The sequence below is a fragment of the Serratia sp. HMSC15F11 genome, assembly GCF_001808215.1.
Taxonomy (GTDB): domain Bacteria; phylum Pseudomonadota; class Gammaproteobacteria; order Enterobacterales; family Enterobacteriaceae; genus Serratia; species Serratia nevei.
The window spans coordinates 45,498-61,440 of the sequence record NZ_KV792400.1; the positions used below are offsets into that span (position 1 = coordinate 45,498).

The following is a 15,943-nucleotide window of genomic DNA, read 5'->3' on the forward strand; positions in this document are numbered from 1 at the left end:
CCGACATGTCTGAGATCGCCCCATCGGCCGCTTTTGCCGATCAACTGCAGATTTTCCGCCAGCGCGCCGATCGCGCGCTGCTGGACTTCATCGCCCCGCTGCCGTTCAACGACGGCAACATGGTGGCGGCGATGCGTCACGGCGCCTTGCTGGGCGGCAAGCGTCTGCGTCCGTTCCTGGTGTACACCACCGGCCAGATGTTCGGCGTATCGCTGAGCAACCTGGACGCGCCGGCGGCGGCGGTGGAATGCATCCACGCCTACTCGCTGATCCATGACGATCTGCCGGCGATGGACGACGACGATCTGCGCCGTGGCCAGCCGACCTGTCACATTAAATTCGGCGAAGCCAACGCGATCCTGGCCGGCGATGCGCTGCAAACGCTGGCGTTTTCGATCCTGGCCGATGCCGAAATGCCTGACGTGGCGCTGCGCGATCGGCTGGCGATGGTCTCCGAACTGGCAGCAGCCAGCGGCGTAGCCGGCATGTGCGGCGGCCAATCGCTGGATCTGGAAGCCGAAGGCAAGCGCGTCGATCTGCAGGCGCTGGAACAGATCCACCGCCACAAAACCGGCGCGCTGATCCGCGCCGCGGTGCGTCTGGGCGCGCTGAGCGCCGGCGAAGCCGGGCGAGCAGCGCTGCCGCAGCTGGATCGTTACGCCGCTGCGGTCGGCCTGGCGTTCCAGGTGCAGGATGACATTTTGGACGTTGTCGGCGAGACTGAAAAGATCGGCAAGCGCCAGGGAGCGGACCAACAACACGGAAAGAGTACCTACCCGGCGTTGCTCGGGCTTGACAGCGCGAAAGCAAAAGCGTGGGATCTCTATCAGGAAGCATTAGCTGCATTAGACACTTTGGCAGCGCAATCTTATAACACAGCGCCATTGCGAGCGTTAGCCAGCTTCATTATTGAACGCGACAATTAACGTGTGACGTTAACTCCTCTGATATGAGTATCGAATGAGTCTTGATATAGCCAAATACCCAACCCTGGCGCTAGCGGAAAACCCCGAGGAACTCCGCTCACTGCCCAAAGAGAGCTTGCCGAAGCTGTGCGATGAGCTGCGGCAATATCTGCTGAACAGCGTCAGTCGCTCCAGCGGCCACTTTGCCTCCGGGCTGGGTACCGTCGAACTGACGGTGGCGTTGCATTTCGTCTACAACACGCCGTTCGATCATCTGGTGTGGGACGTCGGCCATCAGGCCTACCCGCACAAAATTCTGACCGGCCGCCGCGACCGGATTGCCACTATCCGTCAAAAGAACGGCCTGCACCCCTTCCCGTGGCGCGCCGAAAGCGAATACGACGTGCTGTCGGTCGGCCATTCGTCGACCTCGATCAGCGCCGGCCTCGGCATGGCGGTGGCGGCGGAGCGTGAAGGCAAGGGCCGCCGCACGGTGTGCGTGATCGGCGACGGCGCCATCACCGCCGGCATGGCGTTCGAAGCGATGAACCACGCCGGCGATATCAATCCGGACATGCTGGTGGTGCTGAACGACAACGAGATGTCGATCTCGGAAAACGTCGGCGCGCTGAACAACCATCTGGCGCAGCTGCTGTCCGGCAAGCTTTACTCCACCCTGCGCGAAGGCGGCAAGAAAGTGCTGGCCGGCGTGCCGCCGATCAAGGAGCTGGTGAAACGCACCGAAGAGCACCTGAAAGGCATGGTGGTGCCGGGCACGCTGTTCGAAGAGTTGGGCTTCAACTATATCGGCCCGGTAGACGGGCACGACGTACAGGGGCTGGTCGCCACGTTGAAAAACATGCGCGATCTGAAAGGCCCGCAGCTGTTGCACATCATGACCAAAAAAGGCCGCGGTTACGCGCCGGCGGAGAAGGATCCGATCAGCTTCCACGCGGTGCCGAAGTTCGATCCTGCCAGCGGTACGCTGCCGAAAAGCGCCGGCGGCCTGCCGACCTATTCGAAAATCTTCGGCGACTGGCTGTGTGAAACCGCCGCCAAAGACAGCTCGCTGATGGCAATCACGCCGGCAATGCGCGAAGGCTCCGGCATGGTGCAGTTCTCCCGCGACTACCCGCAGCAATATTTCGACGTGGCGATCGCCGAGCAGCACGCGGTCACCTTCGCCGCCGGGCTGGCGATCGGCGGCTACAAGCCGGTGGTGGCGATCTATTCCACCTTCCTGCAGCGCGCCTACGATCAGCTGATCCATGACGTGGCGATCCAGAACCTGCCGGTGATGTTCGCCATCGATCGCGGCGGCATTGTCGGCGCCGACGGCCAGACCCACCAGGGGGCGTTCGATCTGTCGTTCATGCGCTGCATCCCGACCATGGTGATCATGACGCCGAGCGACGAGAACGAATGCCGCCAGATGCTGTACACCGGCTATCACTACAATGCCGGCCCGAGCGCCGTGCGCTATCCGCGCGGCACCGGCACCGGCGCGGCGCTGGAGCCGCTCAGCCTGCTGCCGATCGGCAAAGGGGTGGTGCGCCGCCAGGGGGAAAAGATCGCCATTCTCAACTTCGGCACCCTGCTGCCGGAGGCCGCGCAAGCGGCGGAAGCGCTCAACGCCACGCTGGTCGACATGCGCTTCGTCAAACCGCTGGACGAGCAGCTGGTGCTCGAACTGGCCACCAGCCATGAAACGCTGGTCACGCTGGAAGAGAACGCGATCATGGGCGGCGCCGGCAGCGGCGTCAACGAACTGCTGATGGCCAAACGCCGTCCGGTGCCGGTGCTGAACCTCGGCCTGCCGGACAGCTTCGTCTCGCAGGGCACCCAGGAAGAACTGCGTGCCGATCTGGGGTTGGATGCCGCCGGCATTCAGCGCCAAATCGAAACCTGGCTGGCGCAGTAATCGCCACTCGTGCCTGACAAAACGCCTCCGCCTTCGGGGGCGTTTTTGTTTCCGCCCCCTCTCCTCGAGATCCGCGCTACAGTTACTGTCTGAGTTGTGAATGGGAGGCAAGCATGAAGTACCTGAAACTGGGCAACACCGATCTGAACGTCTCGCGCATCTGCCTGGGTTGCATGACCTACGGCGAACCGAACCGCGGCAATCACGCCTGGACGCTGCCGGAAGAGAGCAGCCGCCCGCTGCTGAAACAGGCGCTGGAAGCCGGCATCAACTTTTTCGACACCGCCAACAGCTATTCCGACGGCAGCAGCGAGGAAATCCTCGGCCGGGCGCTGCACGACTATGCGCGCCGCGAAGACGTGGTGGTCGCCACCAAGGTGTATTTCCCGCTGAGTAACCTGAAGCGCGGTTTATCGCGCGCCAACATCATGCAGTCCATCGACGACAGCCTGCGGCGCCTGGGCACCGACTATGTCGATTTGCTGCAGATCCACCGCTGGGATTACGAAACGCCGCTGGAAGAGACGCTGGAAGCGCTGCACGACGTGGTGAAAGCCGGTAAGGCGCGTTACATCGGCGCCTCCTCGATGTACGCCTGGCAGTTCGCCAAGGCGCTGTATACCGCCGATCTGCACGGCTGGACGCGCTTCGTCAGCATGCAGGATCAATACAACCTGATTCAGCGCGAAGAAGAGCGCGAAATGCATCCGCTGTGCGCCGCCGAAGGTATCGCCGTGCTGCCGTGGAGCCCGTTGGCGCGCGGCCGCCTGACCCGCCCCTGGGGCGAAACCACCGCGCGGCTGGTTTCCGACCAGTTCGGCAAGAGCCTGTACGAAGAAACTGAAGGCATCGACGCTATTATCGCCGAACGCGTCGCCAGCCTCGCCGAGGAACGCGGCGTTTCACGCGCGCAGATCGCGCTGGCTTGGCTGCTGAACAAGCCGGCGGTCAGCGCGCCGATCGTCGGTGCTTCGCGCAGCGAACAGCTGGACGACGCCATCGCCGCGGTCGATTTGAGTTTGTCGCCGCAAGAGGTGGCGGAGCTGGAGACGGCTTACGTGCCGCATCGGGTGACGGGATTTGAATAAGAGAAACGGGCGCGAAACAGCGCGCCCGTCTGTCAGAACAGCCCGATCGGCCAGTGATGCCCAATCAGGTAGATGATGCCGGCAGACAGCACCCCGGCGATGATATCGTCGACCATGATGCCCATGCCGCCATGCACGTTGCGGTCGAACCAGCGGATCGGCCACGGTTTCCACATATCCAGAATGCGGAAGATGACGAAACCGGCGGCAACCCAGCGCCAGTCGTTGACCGGCAGCGCCATCAGCGTGATCCACATGCCGACGAACTCGTCCCAGACGATGCTGCCGTGATCGTGCACCTTCATGTCTTTTGCCGTGCGGTGGCAAATATAGACGCCGATGCAGATGCTGAACATCACCGCCAGCGAGTAAAGCTGCCACGGTAGCTGGATCAGCAGCAGCCAGAACGGGATCGCCGCCAGCGATCCCATGGTGCCCGGCATCACCGGCGACAAACCGCTGCCAAACCCGGTGGCCAGCAGGTGCCACGGATTGCTCATCCGCAGCCGACGTTTGGCTTCATCCATGGGTGCCCGGCTCCGCGTTGAAATGATCGAACCCAATCCAATCCAGCTCTACCGCTTCGTCGTTGCGATAATAGCGGATGCCTTCAGACAGCGGGCCAATTTGGCCGATGCAGGTGTAGTCGGCCCCGAGGTGGCTCAGCGCCACTTCCAGCGCGCCGCGGTTGATCTCCGGCACGGTGAAGCACAGCTCATAATCTTCGCCGCCCGCCAGCGCCCAACGCAGCGCCTGCTCGGCATCGGCGTGGCTGCTCAGCGCCTGCGACATCGGCAGCTCGTCCAGCACGATGCGCGCGCCACAGTCGCTGGCCTTCAGGATATGCTTCAGATCGGAAATCAGGCCGTCAGAGATGTCGATCGCCGAGCTGGCCAGATCTCGCAGCGCCTGCCCCTGCAGCACCCGCGGCTGCGGCCGCAGATGGCGGGCGACCAGATAATCACGCGCCGCCGCATCCGTCACCGCCAGGCGATCCTGCAGGATCGCCAGACCGGCGGCGCTGTCGCCCAGCGTGCCGGTCACATAGATCCAGTCGCCGATGCGCGCACCGCTGCGGGTCAGCGCCCGGCCGGCCGGGATCAGCCCCTGAATGGTCAACGTCATGCTCAGCGGGCCGCGCGTGGTATCGCCGCCGATCAGCTGCATGCCGTAATAGTTGAGCTGATCGAACAGGCTATCGCTGAAGGCCTTCAGCCAGGGCTCGTCCACCTCCGGCAGGGTCAGTGCCAGCGAGAGCCAGGCCGGATCGGCGCCCATCGCCGCCAGATCGCTCAGATTGACCGCCAGCGCCTTATAACCGAGATCGGCCGGATCGATGTCCGGCAGGAAGTGAATGCCCGCGACCAACGTATCGGTACTGACAGCCACCAGCTGTTTTTCCGGCACTGCCAGCAGTGCGCAGTCATCTCCAATGCCCAACTGTACATCCCGGCGCACGCGCTTAAACCGGTCAAAATAGCGGGCAATGAGGTCAAATTCGCCGCATGCCATATCGATATTCCACGAGAAGAAATTAAGGCCGGGAATGCCGGCCTTAAAGTTTTACTTTTTCTTGCGAAGGGTTGGCGCCACTTTATCCAGCACCCCGTTCACAAACTTGTGGCTGTCTTCCGCGCCGAAGGTTTTCGCCAGTTCGATCGCTTCGTTGATTGCCACCTTGTAAGGGACATCCTCGCGCATTTTCAGTTCAAACAGCGCGACGCGCAGCACCGCGCGCTCCACCTGGCCCAGCTCTTCGAGCTGACGCGACAGGTAAGGCGCCATCAGTTCGTCCAGCATACCTGCATTCACTGCCGCGCCGGACAGCAACTCGCGAAAATAGGCGACGTCAACATCTTTGACATCCTGCTCCGTCAGGAACTGGTGTTCAACATCGGCAAGGTCGTTTTTAGACAACTGCCAAGAGTAAAGCGCTTGAACAGCGCACTCACGAGCGCGGCGACGAGCAGCAGGTTTCACGGAATTCCCCTTAACTAAATTCAGGCTTTAATAGCTTTGATAACATTAATCATTTCAAGTGCGGTCAGCGCGGCTTCAGCGCCCTTGTTACCCGCTTTGGTGCCGGCGCGTTCGATCGCCTGCTCGATGCTTTCGGTGGTCAGCACGCCAAAAGCAACCGGGATTTCGGCATTCATTGCAACGTTGCCGATGCCGGAGCTGGCTTCGCCCGCCACATATTCAAAGTGCGCGGTGCCCCCACGGATAACGGTGCCCAGCGCGATAACCGCGTCGTATTTGCCGGTTTTGGCCAATACGCTCGCCGTCAGCGGCAGCTCGTAAGCGCCCGGGACCCAGACAACGGTGATGTTGTCGTCAGCAACCTGACCAATGCGTTTCAGCGCGTCGATGGCGCCTTCCAGCAGGCTGTCGTTGATGAAATTGTTAAAACGTGCAATTGCGATCGCCACACGGGCATTTGGAGTAGCAACAACACCTTCGATAACTTTCATGGGCTTTCCTTAAAAATGGGTTCAATACCCCGCAGGGGGGCGGATTCTATCATATTCTTTCATCGCCTGCGCGGCGCTTTTGTAAAACCGGCGCGCGGGCGCGAGATTCAGTGTTTCGCCCGCAGGCGCAAACGCAGATCGGGGCCGACCTGACGCACGTCGCTAAAGACGAATTCCGGCGCGTCGGCCAATCGCTCCAGGCCCGGCAGGTGGCACAGGCCACGGCCATTATCGCCCAACAGTTTCGGCGCGATGTACAAAATGAGCTCATCCACCAGGCCGGCCTGCAGCAACGCGCCGGCCAGCGATGCGCCCGCCTCCACCCAGATTGAATTCACCTGGCGCTTGGCCAACAGCATCATCATCACCACCAGATCGACGCCGCCGCCGTGCGCCGGGCAGATAAACTGCTCAACGTCTTGCGGCCAGGTCTGTGCATCCGCCTGCAGGCGCGCCAGCCAAGTGGCGCCGGGCTGCTGCACCACGCGGTGCTGCGGGGTAATGCGGTTTTGGCTGTCGAGCAGGATGCGCAGCGGCTGGCGTAGATTGTCGCGCGGATAGAGGCGCTGCGTCTCGGCGTCCAATTCATCCCAACGCACCGTCAGCGACGGATCGTCCGCCAGCACGGTGGCGCTGGTGCTGAGGATGGCGGCGCTCTGCGCGCGCAGGCGCTGAACGTCCTGACGCGCTTCGGGTGAGGTGATCCACTGGCTCTCGCCGGAGGCCATCGCCGTGCGGCCGTCCAACGACGCGCCCAGCTTCAGCTGCACGTAAGGGAAGCCGGTGCGCATGCGCTTGAGGAAGCCCAGATTGACCGCTTCGGCCTCGGCCAGCATCAGGCCGTGCCGCACCTCGACGCCGGCCTGCTGCAGCTTGTACAGCCCGCGCCCCGCCACCTGCGGGTTAGGATCTTGCATCGCCGCGACCACCCGCGTCACGCCGGCGGCCACCAGCGCATCGGCACAGGGCGGCGTGCGGCCGTGATGGCTGCACGGCTCGAGCGTGACATAGGCGGTGGCGCCGCGCGCCTTGTCGCCCGCCATGCGCAGCGCGTGCACTTCCGCGTGCGGCTCGCCGGCGCGCAGATGATAGCCTTCACCGACAATTTCGCCGTCGCGCACGATAACGCAGCCGACGTTCGGATTGGGCGCGGTGGTAAAACGCCCCAGCCGCGCCAGTTCGAAGGCACGCGCCATGTAAAATTCGTCGTGATACATGAAAGATCCTTTAGTCTTGCAGGCGGGCAATCTCTTCGCCGAACTCGCGCACGTCTTCGAAGCTGCGGTACACCGACGCGAAGCGAATGTAGGCGACCTTATCCAGCTTTTTCAGCGCGTCCATCACCAGATTGCCCACCAGTTTGGTCGGCACTTCGCGTTCGCCGGTGGCGCGCAGTTGAGATTTGATGTGATTAAGGGCGTTTTCCACGTCGTCCGAGCTAACCGGGCGCTTTTCCAGCGCTTTCAGCATGCCGCGGCGCAGTTTGTCTTCGTTGAACGGCTCGCGCACCTCATCGCTTTTAATCACTCGCGGCATCACCAGCTCGGCCACCTCGAAGGTGGTGAAACGTTCATTGCACACCAGACACTGGCGGCGACGGCGCACTTGCGAACCGTCCCCCACCAGGCGGGAATCAATGACTTTGGTATCAACGGCGGCGCAGAAAGGGCAATGCATAACACGTCCTGATAAACGTTTTTTATAGATAAATGCAGTTTACCCCGAAGTGCAGCCACAACAAAGGGCGGCGGCCATTTGTTGCGACACGCGGCCAGGAAGCGGCACCAATATGACTTTCCCCTCCGGGCGGACTAAGCTGATAGCAGGAGATTCAGCATAGGAAATCGCCGTCATGACAACCTGTTACCCCAAAATCGCCCTGCTCGCCGCCGCCGTGTTGCTGACGGGCTGCGCGCACAACGCCGCCGTGCCTCAGCTGCGCCATCAGGTCGCCGCGCTGAACCAGAAAGTGAGCGTGCTGACCGATCAAACCACCGCGCTGGAGCGGCAGAATCTGCTCAATCAGCACTCCGACAACGGCGTCTACCTGCTGCCGGCAGCCCGGAGCGCCGCCCGTTTGCAGAGCAGCCTCGGCGAGCTGAGCGTTTCGCTGAGCCACATCAAGAGCGAAGCCAACGGCACGCAGGCGCAGCTGCATGTGCGCATCCTCTCGCAGGCTACGCTACCGCCGTTCAACGCGGTGGTGGAATGGGGTCAACTGGATGAGGCCACCGGCCGACCGCTGACCGCCGAAGCGCTGTCGCAACCGATCGCCAGCGCCGATTCGCTGCTGCCGAAACCCGGCCAGGACTTCGAGCTGCGCTTCAGCGGCCTGATGCCGGAACAGCTGGGATATATCCGCCTGCACAGTCTGGTTTCGACCGCCCAACCGGCGGTGGTACAGCCGCACTGAAACCCGAAGCAAAAAAAAGGAGCGCCATGGCGCTCCTTCTCATTTCGCTGAATACTGCGGCGATTAAGGCAGAATCGAAGGCTGATCTGCGCCCTCTTTTTCCACTTTTTGCTGCAGCATGTGTTCGCGTTTCATCCCCAGCTTCAACGCCAGCGCAGACGCGACGTAGATGGAGGAAACGGTACCGATCGACACGCCGATCAGCATCGCCAGCGAGAAGCCTTGCAGCATCGCGCCACCGAAGATGTACAGCATCAGCACCACCATCAGGGTGGTCCCGGAAGTCATCAGCGTACGGCTCAGCGTCTGGGTCAACGACACGTTCATGATTTCGTAAGGCGTACCGCGGCGGATCTTGCGGAAGTTCTCACGAATACGGTCAGAGACCACGATGCTGTCGTTCAGCGAGTAACCGATAACCGACATCAGGGACGCGACGATGGTCAGGTCAATCTCGATGTGGAACAGCGACAGCACGCCCAGCGTGATGATCACGTCGTGCGCCAGCGCGATAACCGCCCCCAGCGCCAGGCGCCATTCGAAGCGGAAACCGACGTAGATCAGGATACAGATCAACGCCACCAGCAGCGCCATGCCGCCGGTTTGCGCCAGCTCGCTGCCCACGCTCGGGCCGACGAACTCGATGCGTTTCACGGTGGCGTTTTTATCCACCGAGTCGTTGATCACGCCGATCACCTTGTTGCCCAGTTCCTGGCCTGCGGTGCCGGTCGCCGGTGGCATGCGCACCATCACGTCGCGGCTGCTGCCGAAGTTCTGGATGATCGGATCCTGGAACCCGGCCTTCTCCAGCGTGTCGCGCATCAGGTCGAGGTTAGCCGGTTTCTCCAGGTTGATTTCAATCACCGTACCGCCGGTGAAATCCAGACCCCAGTTAAACCCGCGCACCGACATGGTAGCGATCGACGCGACCAACAGCAGCAACGAGATGCCGAAGGCCAAATAGTCCCAGCGCATAAAGTCGTAGACTTTACGGCCGTAGTTGAGTTGCTCAACAGTATAATCCTGTGCCACAACGCACTCCTCAGATAGACAGCTTGTTAATGCGTTTGCCGCCGTAAAGCAGGTTGACGATGGCACGGGTACCGACAATCGCGGTGAACATGGACGTCGCCACACCGATAGCGGTGGTGATCGCAAAGCCTTTGATCGAACCGGTGCCGACTGCGTACAGGATGACCGCGGTGATCAGCGTGGTGATGTTGGCGTCGACGATACTGGAGAACGCGCCTTTATAGCCTTCATGGATCGCCTGCTGAACGGACCTGCCGTTCTTCAGCTCTTCCTTGATACGTTCGTTAATCAGTACGTTGGCGTCAACCGCCACCGCCAGCGTCAACACGATCCCGGCAATGCCCGGCATGGTCAGCGTCGCCCCCGGCAACAGGGACATCACGCCGACGATCAGCACCAGGTTGGCAACCAGCGCCGTGGTGGCGATCACGCCGAACTTACGGTACCAGACCACCATGAAGACGATGGACGCCACCAGGCCCCACAGACAGGCTTCCAGACCTTGGGTGATGTTCTGCTGACCCAGGGTTGGACCGATGGTGCGCTCTTCGACGATCTGAATCGGCGCGATCAGCGCGCCCGCACGCAGCAGCAGCGAAAGCTGACGCGCTTCGTTCGGGTTGCCGATACCGGTGATGCGGAAGCTGTTGCCCAGACGCGACTGAATGTTCGCCACGTTGATCACTTCTTCCTGTTTCACCAGCACCGCGCGGCCGTTGGCGTCTTTCTTGCCGCTGTCCTTATACTCCACGAACAGGGTCGCCATCGGCTTGCCGATGTTGTCCTTGGTGAAGTTGGACATGGACGTGCCGCCGGCGCTGTCCAGCGAGATGTTAACCTGCGGCTGGTTGTATTCGTCGGTGCTCGAGGTGGAGTCGGTGATGTGGTCACCGGTCAGGATCACACGCTTGTACAGCACGATCGGCTGGCCGTCACGGGTGTATTTCACCTCGGAGTCACCCGGCACGCGGCCGTTGGCCGCCGCAGTGGCGTCCGCATTGGTGTTCACCAGACGGAATTCCAGGGTCGCGGTGGCGCCCAGAATTTCTTTGGCACGCGCGGTGTCCTGAATGCCCGGTAGCTCGACCACGATGCGGTCGGCGCCCTGGCGCTGCACCAGCGGTTCGGCGACGCCGAGCTGGTTGACGCGGTTACGCAGGATAGTGATGTTCTGCTGGACGGCGTATTCGCGCGCTTCGCTCAGACGGGCGTCCGTCAGGCTGGCTTTCATGGTGTTGGCGCCGTTGGCGGACAGCACCAGATCGCGCTGACGCGGGCCGATGTAGCTGATGGCCTGATCGCGGGCCGCATCGTCACGGAAGCGAACTTCCACGCCGTTGTTGTCCAGCTTGCGGATAGACGCGTAAGGAATGCCCTTCTCGCGCAGCTCGCTGCGCAGGGTATCCATGGTCTGTTCCTGCAGCTTGCTCAGCGCGGTGTCCATGTCCACTTCCATCAGGAAGTGCACGCCGCCGCGCAGGTCCAGGCCGAGTTTCATCGGCTCTGCGCCCAGCATGGCCAGCCAGGTCGGCGTGGCCGGCGCCAGGTTCAGCGCCACGACGAATTTGTCACCCAGCTCGGTCACCAGCGCTTCGCGGGCGCGCAGCTGAACGTCAGGATCTTTAAAGCGAGCCAGGATGGCGCCATTTTCCAGCGCAATCGACTTGCTCGCGATGTTGTCTTTTTCTAATACGGTACGGACCTGGTCCAGCGTAGTTTCACTGGCGGCGACGCCGCGCGCGCCAGTGATTTGTACGGCCGGATCCTCACCGTAGATGTTGGGAAGCGCATAAAGCAGACCGACGAGGATCACGACGATCAACATCAGATACTTCCACAAAGGATAACGGTTTAGCACGGCAATTCCCTTCGGGAAAAAAGATTACAGGGCCTTCATGGTACCTTTCGGCAGAACGGCCGCCACGAAGTCACGCTTGATCATCACTTCCGTGGTGTCGTTCAGCGCGATGGCGATGATGCCGGTGTCGGCCACTTTGGTCACGCGACCGATCAGGCCGCCGGTGGTCAGCACTTCGTCGCCTTTACCGATGGAGTCCATCAGCTTCTTGTGATCTTTCGCACGCTTCTGCTGTGGGCGCAGGATCATGAAGTAGAAGATCAGGCCGAACACCACCAGCATAATGATCAGAGAGTACGGGCTTCCCTGAGCCGGAGCCCCTGCGGATGCGACGGCGTCAGAAATGAAAAAGCTCATTGAAATTCCCTCATTAAGTTATCAATTATTAGATCAAGCGTTTAAAGGCGGAATCGGCTTGCCGATCCGACCATAGAAATCCGCAACAAACTGCTCTAATTTACCCTCTTCGATAGCCTGGCGTAAACCCGCCATGAGGCGCTGGTAGTGACGCAGGTTATGAATCGTGTTCAGTCGAGCACCCAATATTTCGTTGCAACGGTCGAGATGGTGCAAGTAGGCGCGGCTGTAATGGCGACACGTGTAGCAATCACAGTCCTTATCCAGCGGAGAAGTATCATCCTTGTGCTTGGCATTACGGATTTTTACCACACCGTCAGTCACGAACAGATGGCCGTTGCGGGCGTTGCGGGTCGGCATGACGCAGTCGAACATGTCGATGCCGCGACGCACGCCTTCCACCAAATCTTCCGGCTTGCCGACGCCCATCAAATAGCGTGGCTTATCTTCCGGAATTTGCGGGCAAACGTGTTCAAGAATGCGATGCATATCCTCTTTCGGCTCGCCTACAGCCAAGCCGCCCACAGCGTACCCGTCAAAGCCGATATCCACCAGCCCTTTGACTGAAACATCACGTAAATCTTCGTAAACGCCGCCCTGAATGATACCGAACAGCGCATTTTTATTTTCCAGCTCGTCGAAACGTTTGCGGCTACGTTCCGCCCAGCGCAGCGACATTTCCATCGAACGCTTGGCGTAGTCCCAGTCGGCCGGGTACGGCGTACATTCGTCGAAGATCATCACGATGTCGGAACCCAGGTCATACTGGATTTCCATCGATTTTTCCGGACTCAGGAACACCTTATCGCCGTTGATCGGGTTGCGGAAGTACACGCCTTCCTCTTTGATCTTGCGCATCGCCCCCAGGCTGAATACCTGGAAACCGCCGGAGTCGGTAAGGATCGGCCCATGCCACTGCATGAAGTCGTGCAGATCGCCGTGCAGTTTCATGATCTCCTGGCCCGGGCGCAGCCACAGGTGGAAGGTGTTGCCCAGCAGGATCTGTGCGCCGGTCTCTTTCACTTCTTCCGGCGTCATGCCCTTGACCGTACCGTAGGTACCGACCGGCATAAAGGCCGGGGTTTCCACCACGCCGCGGTCGAAGATCAGGCGGCCGCGACGCGCGCGGCCATCGGTAGTTTGTAGTTCGTACTTCACAAAGCCTCCAGCATCAGAGAAACAGTCTGATGTCGTTGAAACGGGGCCGCGCCGTGGGCGCAGCCCGGGAAATTAACCGCCGACGGACTCGTTTTCCGCCTGCGGGTTACGGCTGATGAACATCGCATCGCCGTAGCTGAAAAAGCGATACTGCTCGGCCACCGCCTGCTGATAGGCGTTCATGGTATTTTTATAGCCGGCGAAGGCCGACACCAGCATGATCAGGGTCGATTCCGGCAGGTGGAAATTGGTCACCAGCGCGTCGATCACCTGATAGTGATAGCCCGGATAGATAAAAATGCTGGTGTCGCCGAAGAACGGCGCAATCAGCGCCTCTTTGCTGGCCGCCGCGGCACTTTCCAGCGAACGCACCGAGGTGGTACCCACCGCCACGACGCGTTTGCCGCGCGCCTTGCAGGCCAGCACCGCATCGACCACGTCCTGCGGCACTTCGGCGTATTCGGCGTGCATCACATGATCTTCGATGGTTTCCACGCGCACCGGCTGGAAGGTGCCGGCGCCGACGTGCAGCGTCACGAACGCCATTTCTACGCCCTTGGCGCGCAGCGCCGCCAGCAGCGGTTCGTCGAAGTGCAGGCCGGCGGTCGGCGCGGCGACCGCGCCGGGTTTCTCGCTGTAGACCGTCTGATACAGCTCGCGGTCGGCGTCTTCATCCGGGCGGGCGATATAAGGCGGCAGCGGCATGTGGCCGGCGGCGTTGAGGATAGTGAACACGTCGCGTTCGTCGTTGAAGCGCAGCTCGAACAGCGTCTCGTGGCGCGCTACCATGGTGGCGGCGATGCTCTCGTCATCCCCCAACAGCAGCTCGGCGCCCGGCCTCGGCGCTTTCGACGCGCGCACGTGCGCCAGCACGCGATGGTCGTCCAGCACGCGCTCCACCAGCACTTCAATCTTGCCGCCGCTGACCTTGCGGCCGAACATGCGCGCCGGGATCACGCGGGTATTGTTGAACACCAGCAGGTCGCCGGCTTCCAGCTTATCCAGCAGATCGGTGAATACACCGTGCGTCAGCGCCCCGCTCGGCCCGTCCAGCTGCAGCAGGCGGCATGCGCTGCGTTCGGCCTGGGGATAGTGGGCAATCAGGGATTCGGGAAGTTCAAACGAAAAATCAGCGACGCGCATGGGTATTCACTTCTTCAATTTAGGGCTGGTTGGTAAAAAACAGGCGGCCTAGTCTAAAGCCGGGGGCGGTCAGCGGCAAGAAATAAGGAGGATTTGCCTGACTTCGGGTATAGTTGAGGGATGAATTTTCTCGCTCATCTTCACTTGGCCATGCTGGCGAACAGCTCGCTGCTGGGCAACCTGCTGGCCGATTTCGTGCGCGGCAACCCCGCCGCCGACTACCAGCCCGACGTGGTGGCCGGCATCATGATGCACCGCCGCGTCGACGTGCTGACCGACAGCCTGCCGCAGGTCAAAGCCAGCCGCGACTATTTCAGCGCCCCTTACCGCCGCGTGGCACCGATCACCCTCGACGTGGTGTGGGACCATTTTCTGGCGCGCCACTGGCAGCAGCTGGAGCCTTCGCGCGACCTGCACCAGTTTACCCAGGAAGCCCGCAGCCAGATCGAACCTTTTCTGCCGCTCACGCCGCCGCGCTTTCAGAACCTGAACGGCTACCTGTGGCCGGAACGCTGGCTGGAACGCTACGCCGAATTGCCGTTCATTGCCCGGGTGCTGCAGGGCATGGCCAGCCGCCGCCCGCGCCTCGATGCGCTGGCCGGCTCGTTCGCCGACGTCGAGCAACATTATCATCAGCTTGAAACACAGTTCTGGCAGTTTTACCCGCAAATGATGCGGCAGGCGAAGGACAAAGCGCTCTGAGGTCAAGCCCAAGCCATTGAAATTGCAACGCCTTGCAAGAATTTACGTTTTGCCGCTTGCCCTTTTGTGGGAAAAGGTTATTTTTAAAGCTCGCTAAATTATATCAACGACTTTGATAGGTGAAAGCTATCTCATCGATTGGTCTTTTACCCTTTATTCACCACGTCGCGGCCCCTATACTGGCCCTTGTTTTTACATCCACCCTTTAACACCTATTACAGGAGTAATTATGGTCCTGGTAACTCGTCAAGCCCCTGACTTCACTGCAGCTGCCGTACTGGGTAGCGGCGAAATCGTTGAAAACTTCAACCTGAAGAAGCACCTGAACGGCAAACCGGCCGTGCTGTTCTTCTGGCCAATGGACTTCACCTTCGTATGCCCTTCCGAGCTGATCGCTTTCGATCACCGCTATGAAGAGTTTCAGAAGCGTGGCGTTGAAGTGGTTGGCGTTTCCTTCGACTCAGAGTTCGTCCACAACGCATGGCGTAAAACCCCTGTCGACAAAGGCGGCATCGGTGAAGTGAAATACGCAATGGTTGCTGACATCAAGCGTGAAATCCAGAAAGCTTACGGCATCGAACACCCGGAAGCCGGCGTTGCGCTGCGCGGCTCTTTCCTGATCGACAAAGACGGCATCGTGCGTGCTCAGGTTGTTAACGACCTGCCAATCGGCCGTAACATCGACGAAATGATCCGTACCGTTGATGCGCTGCAATTCCACGAAGAGCACGGTGAAGTGTGCCCGGCTCAGTGGGAAAAAGGCAAAGCAGGTATGGGCGCTTCCCCAGACGGCGTTGCAAAATACCTGTCTGAAAACGCTGCCAAGCTGTAATTTCAGCCTGATAGTGAATCAACCGGCCCACGCGGCCGGTTTTTTTATGCCCCTTTATGGGGC

Annotated in this window: 17 protein-coding genes; 6 read left to right on the top strand and 11 right to left on the bottom strand. The window is 60.7% G+C overall.

The annotated features are described in order from the left end of the window. The first annotated feature begins 5 nt into the window (after positions 1–5). The 3 genes from ispA (at position 6) to HMPREF3138_RS04930 (ending at position 3,914) form a co-directional block, all read left to right on the top strand. Complete coding sequence (gene ispA, locus HMPREF3138_RS04920) at positions 6–926, top strand: (2E,6E)-farnesyl diphosphate synthase (RefSeq protein ID WP_038876161.1); 921 nt, start codon at positions 6–8, stop codon at positions 924–926. A 34-nt stretch (positions 927–960) separates the two neighbouring features. Beyond that, positions 961–2,826 (top strand): 1-deoxy-D-xylulose-5-phosphate synthase, encoded by a 1,866-nt coding sequence (gene dxs / locus HMPREF3138_RS04925; RefSeq protein WP_038876160.1) that lies wholly within the window; start codon positions 961–963, stop codon positions 2,824–2,826. A 113-nt stretch (positions 2,827–2,939) separates the two neighbouring features. Then, on the top strand, positions 2,940–3,914 hold the full coding sequence (locus HMPREF3138_RS04930) for an aldo/keto reductase (RefSeq protein WP_038876158.1): 975 nt from the start codon (positions 2,940–2,942) through the stop codon (positions 3,912–3,914). Between the two features lie 32 nt (positions 3,915–3,946). Here HMPREF3138_RS04930 and pgpA read toward each other — a convergent pair whose 3' ends face one another. The 6 genes from pgpA to nrdR form a co-directional block, all read right to left on the bottom strand. After that, entirely contained in the window at positions 3,947–4,441 is a 495-nt protein-coding gene (gene pgpA, locus HMPREF3138_RS04935) for a phosphatidylglycerophosphatase A (RefSeq protein WP_004940382.1), read from the bottom strand. After that, positions 4,434–5,426: a thiamine-phosphate kinase gene (thiL, locus tag HMPREF3138_RS04940; protein ID WP_038876155.1), complete on the bottom strand. Its 993-nt coding sequence runs from the start codon at positions 5,424–5,426 to the stop codon at positions 4,434–4,436. The genes pgpA and thiL overlap by 8 nt, the downstream gene beginning before the upstream one ends. Before the next feature lie 51 nt (positions 5,427–5,477). Beyond that, complete coding sequence (gene nusB, locus HMPREF3138_RS04945; RefSeq protein ID WP_004940384.1) at positions 5,478–5,894, bottom strand: transcription antitermination factor NusB; 417 nt, start codon at positions 5,892–5,894, stop codon at positions 5,478–5,480. Positions 5,895–5,914: 20 nt separating this feature from the next. After that, complete coding sequence (gene ribE, locus HMPREF3138_RS04950; protein WP_004940385.1) at positions 5,915–6,385, bottom strand: 6,7-dimethyl-8-ribityllumazine synthase; 471 nt, start codon at positions 6,383–6,385, stop codon at positions 5,915–5,917. Positions 6,386–6,492: 107 nt separating this feature from the next. Further along, positions 6,493–7,602: a bifunctional diaminohydroxyphosphoribosylaminopyrimidine deaminase/5-amino-6-(5-phosphoribosylamino)uracil reductase RibD gene (ribD, locus tag HMPREF3138_RS04955; protein WP_038876153.1), complete on the bottom strand. Its 1,110-nt coding sequence runs from the start codon at positions 7,600–7,602 to the stop codon at positions 6,493–6,495. 10 nt (positions 7,603–7,612) lie between these two features. Beyond that, the gene (nrdR, locus tag HMPREF3138_RS04960) at positions 7,613–8,062 is read right to left on the bottom strand and encodes a transcriptional regulator NrdR (protein WP_004940387.1); all 450 of its coding nucleotides are present in this window, start codon (positions 8,060–8,062) and stop codon (positions 7,613–7,615) included. Positions 8,063–8,237: 175 nt separating this feature from the next. Here nrdR and HMPREF3138_RS04965 point away from each other — a divergent pair, with 175 nt between their 5' ends. Continuing rightward, a complete protein-coding gene (locus HMPREF3138_RS04965; RefSeq protein WP_038876151.1) occupies positions 8,238–8,798 on the top strand; it encodes a SadB/YajI family lipoprotein in 561 nt (186 codons plus the stop codon). A 63-nt stretch (positions 8,799–8,861) separates the two neighbouring features. Here the strand turns inward: HMPREF3138_RS04965 and secF are convergent, their stop codons facing one another. From secF to queA, 5 genes are all read right to left on the bottom strand, one after another. Further along, positions 8,862–9,830, bottom strand: coding sequence for a protein translocase subunit SecF (gene secF, locus HMPREF3138_RS04970; protein WP_033647318.1), 969 nt, complete (start codon positions 9,828–9,830; stop codon positions 8,862–8,864). Positions 9,831–9,840: 10 nt separating this feature from the next. Continuing rightward, a complete protein-coding gene (gene secD / locus HMPREF3138_RS04975) occupies positions 9,841–11,688 on the bottom strand; it encodes a protein translocase subunit SecD (RefSeq protein ID WP_071845295.1) in 1,848 nt (615 codons plus the stop codon). Between the two features lie 24 nt (positions 11,689–11,712). Next, positions 11,713–12,045: a preprotein translocase subunit YajC gene (yajC, locus tag HMPREF3138_RS04980; RefSeq protein ID WP_004940391.1), complete on the bottom strand. Its 333-nt coding sequence runs from the start codon at positions 12,043–12,045 to the stop codon at positions 11,713–11,715. A 33-nt stretch (positions 12,046–12,078) separates the two neighbouring features. Then, positions 12,079–13,203 (bottom strand): tRNA guanosine(34) transglycosylase Tgt, encoded by a 1,125-nt coding sequence (tgt, locus tag HMPREF3138_RS04985; RefSeq protein WP_033647322.1) that lies wholly within the window; start codon positions 13,201–13,203, stop codon positions 12,079–12,081. Between the two features lie 72 nt (positions 13,204–13,275). Then, on the bottom strand, positions 13,276–14,346 hold the full coding sequence (gene queA, locus HMPREF3138_RS04990) for a tRNA preQ1(34) S-adenosylmethionine ribosyltransferase-isomerase QueA (RefSeq protein ID WP_038873252.1): 1,071 nt from the start codon (positions 14,344–14,346) through the stop codon (positions 13,276–13,278). A 120-nt stretch (positions 14,347–14,466) separates the two neighbouring features. On the opposite strand from queA, the gene HMPREF3138_RS04995 reads away from it, so the two are divergent. Together HMPREF3138_RS04995 and HMPREF3138_RS05000 are read left to right on the top strand one after the other, a co-directional pair. After that, positions 14,467–15,048, top strand: a complete 582-nt coding sequence (locus tag HMPREF3138_RS04995) for an ACP phosphodiesterase (protein ID WP_038873250.1) — start codon at positions 14,467–14,469, stop codon at positions 15,046–15,048. Positions 15,049–15,277: 229 nt separating this feature from the next. Further along, positions 15,278–15,880, top strand: coding sequence for a peroxiredoxin C (locus tag HMPREF3138_RS05000; RefSeq protein WP_019454212.1), 603 nt, complete (start codon positions 15,278–15,280; stop codon positions 15,878–15,880). The last annotated feature ends 63 nt before the right edge of the window (positions 15,881–15,943 follow it).

What these genes read in the sequence shown, in the direction of transcription:
- ispA (WP_038876161.1), top strand. Translation starts at nt 6, where the DNA reads ATGTCTGAGATCGCCCCATCGGCCGCTTTTGCCGATCAACTGCAGATT.
- dxs (WP_038876160.1), top strand. Translation starts at nt 961, where the DNA reads ATGAGTCTTGATATAGCCAAATACCCAACCCTGGCGCTAGCGGAAAAC.
- HMPREF3138_RS04930 (WP_038876158.1), top strand. Translation starts at nt 2,940, where the DNA reads ATGAAGTACCTGAAACTGGGCAACACCGATCTGAACGTCTCGCGCATC.
- pgpA (WP_004940382.1), bottom strand. Translation starts at nt 4,441, where the DNA reads ATGGATGAAGCCAAACGTCGGCTGCGGATGAGCAATCCGTGGCACCTG.
- thiL (WP_038876155.1), bottom strand. Translation starts at nt 5,426, where the DNA reads ATGGCATGCGGCGAATTTGACCTCATTGCCCGCTATTTTGACCGGTTT.
- ribE (WP_004940385.1), bottom strand. Translation starts at nt 6,385, where the DNA reads ATGAAAGTTATCGAAGGTGTTGTTGCTACTCCAAATGCCCGTGTGGCG.
- ribD (WP_038876153.1), bottom strand. Translation starts at nt 7,602, where the DNA reads ATGTATCACGACGAATTTTACATGGCGCGTGCCTTCGAACTGGCGCGG.
- nrdR (WP_004940387.1), bottom strand. Translation starts at nt 8,062, where the DNA reads ATGCATTGCCCTTTCTGCGCCGCCGTTGATACCAAAGTCATTGATTCC.
- HMPREF3138_RS04965 (WP_038876151.1), top strand. Translation starts at nt 8,238, where the DNA reads ATGACAACCTGTTACCCCAAAATCGCCCTGCTCGCCGCCGCCGTGTTG.
- yajC (WP_004940391.1), bottom strand. Translation starts at nt 12,045, where the DNA reads ATGAGCTTTTTCATTTCTGACGCCGTCGCATCCGCAGGGGCTCCGGCT.
- queA (WP_038873252.1), bottom strand. Translation starts at nt 14,346, where the DNA reads ATGCGCGTCGCTGATTTTTCGTTTGAACTTCCCGAATCCCTGATTGCC.
- HMPREF3138_RS04995 (WP_038873250.1), top strand. Translation starts at nt 14,467, where the DNA reads ATGAATTTTCTCGCTCATCTTCACTTGGCCATGCTGGCGAACAGCTCG.
- HMPREF3138_RS05000 (WP_019454212.1), top strand. Translation starts at nt 15,278, where the DNA reads ATGGTCCTGGTAACTCGTCAAGCCCCTGACTTCACTGCAGCTGCCGTA.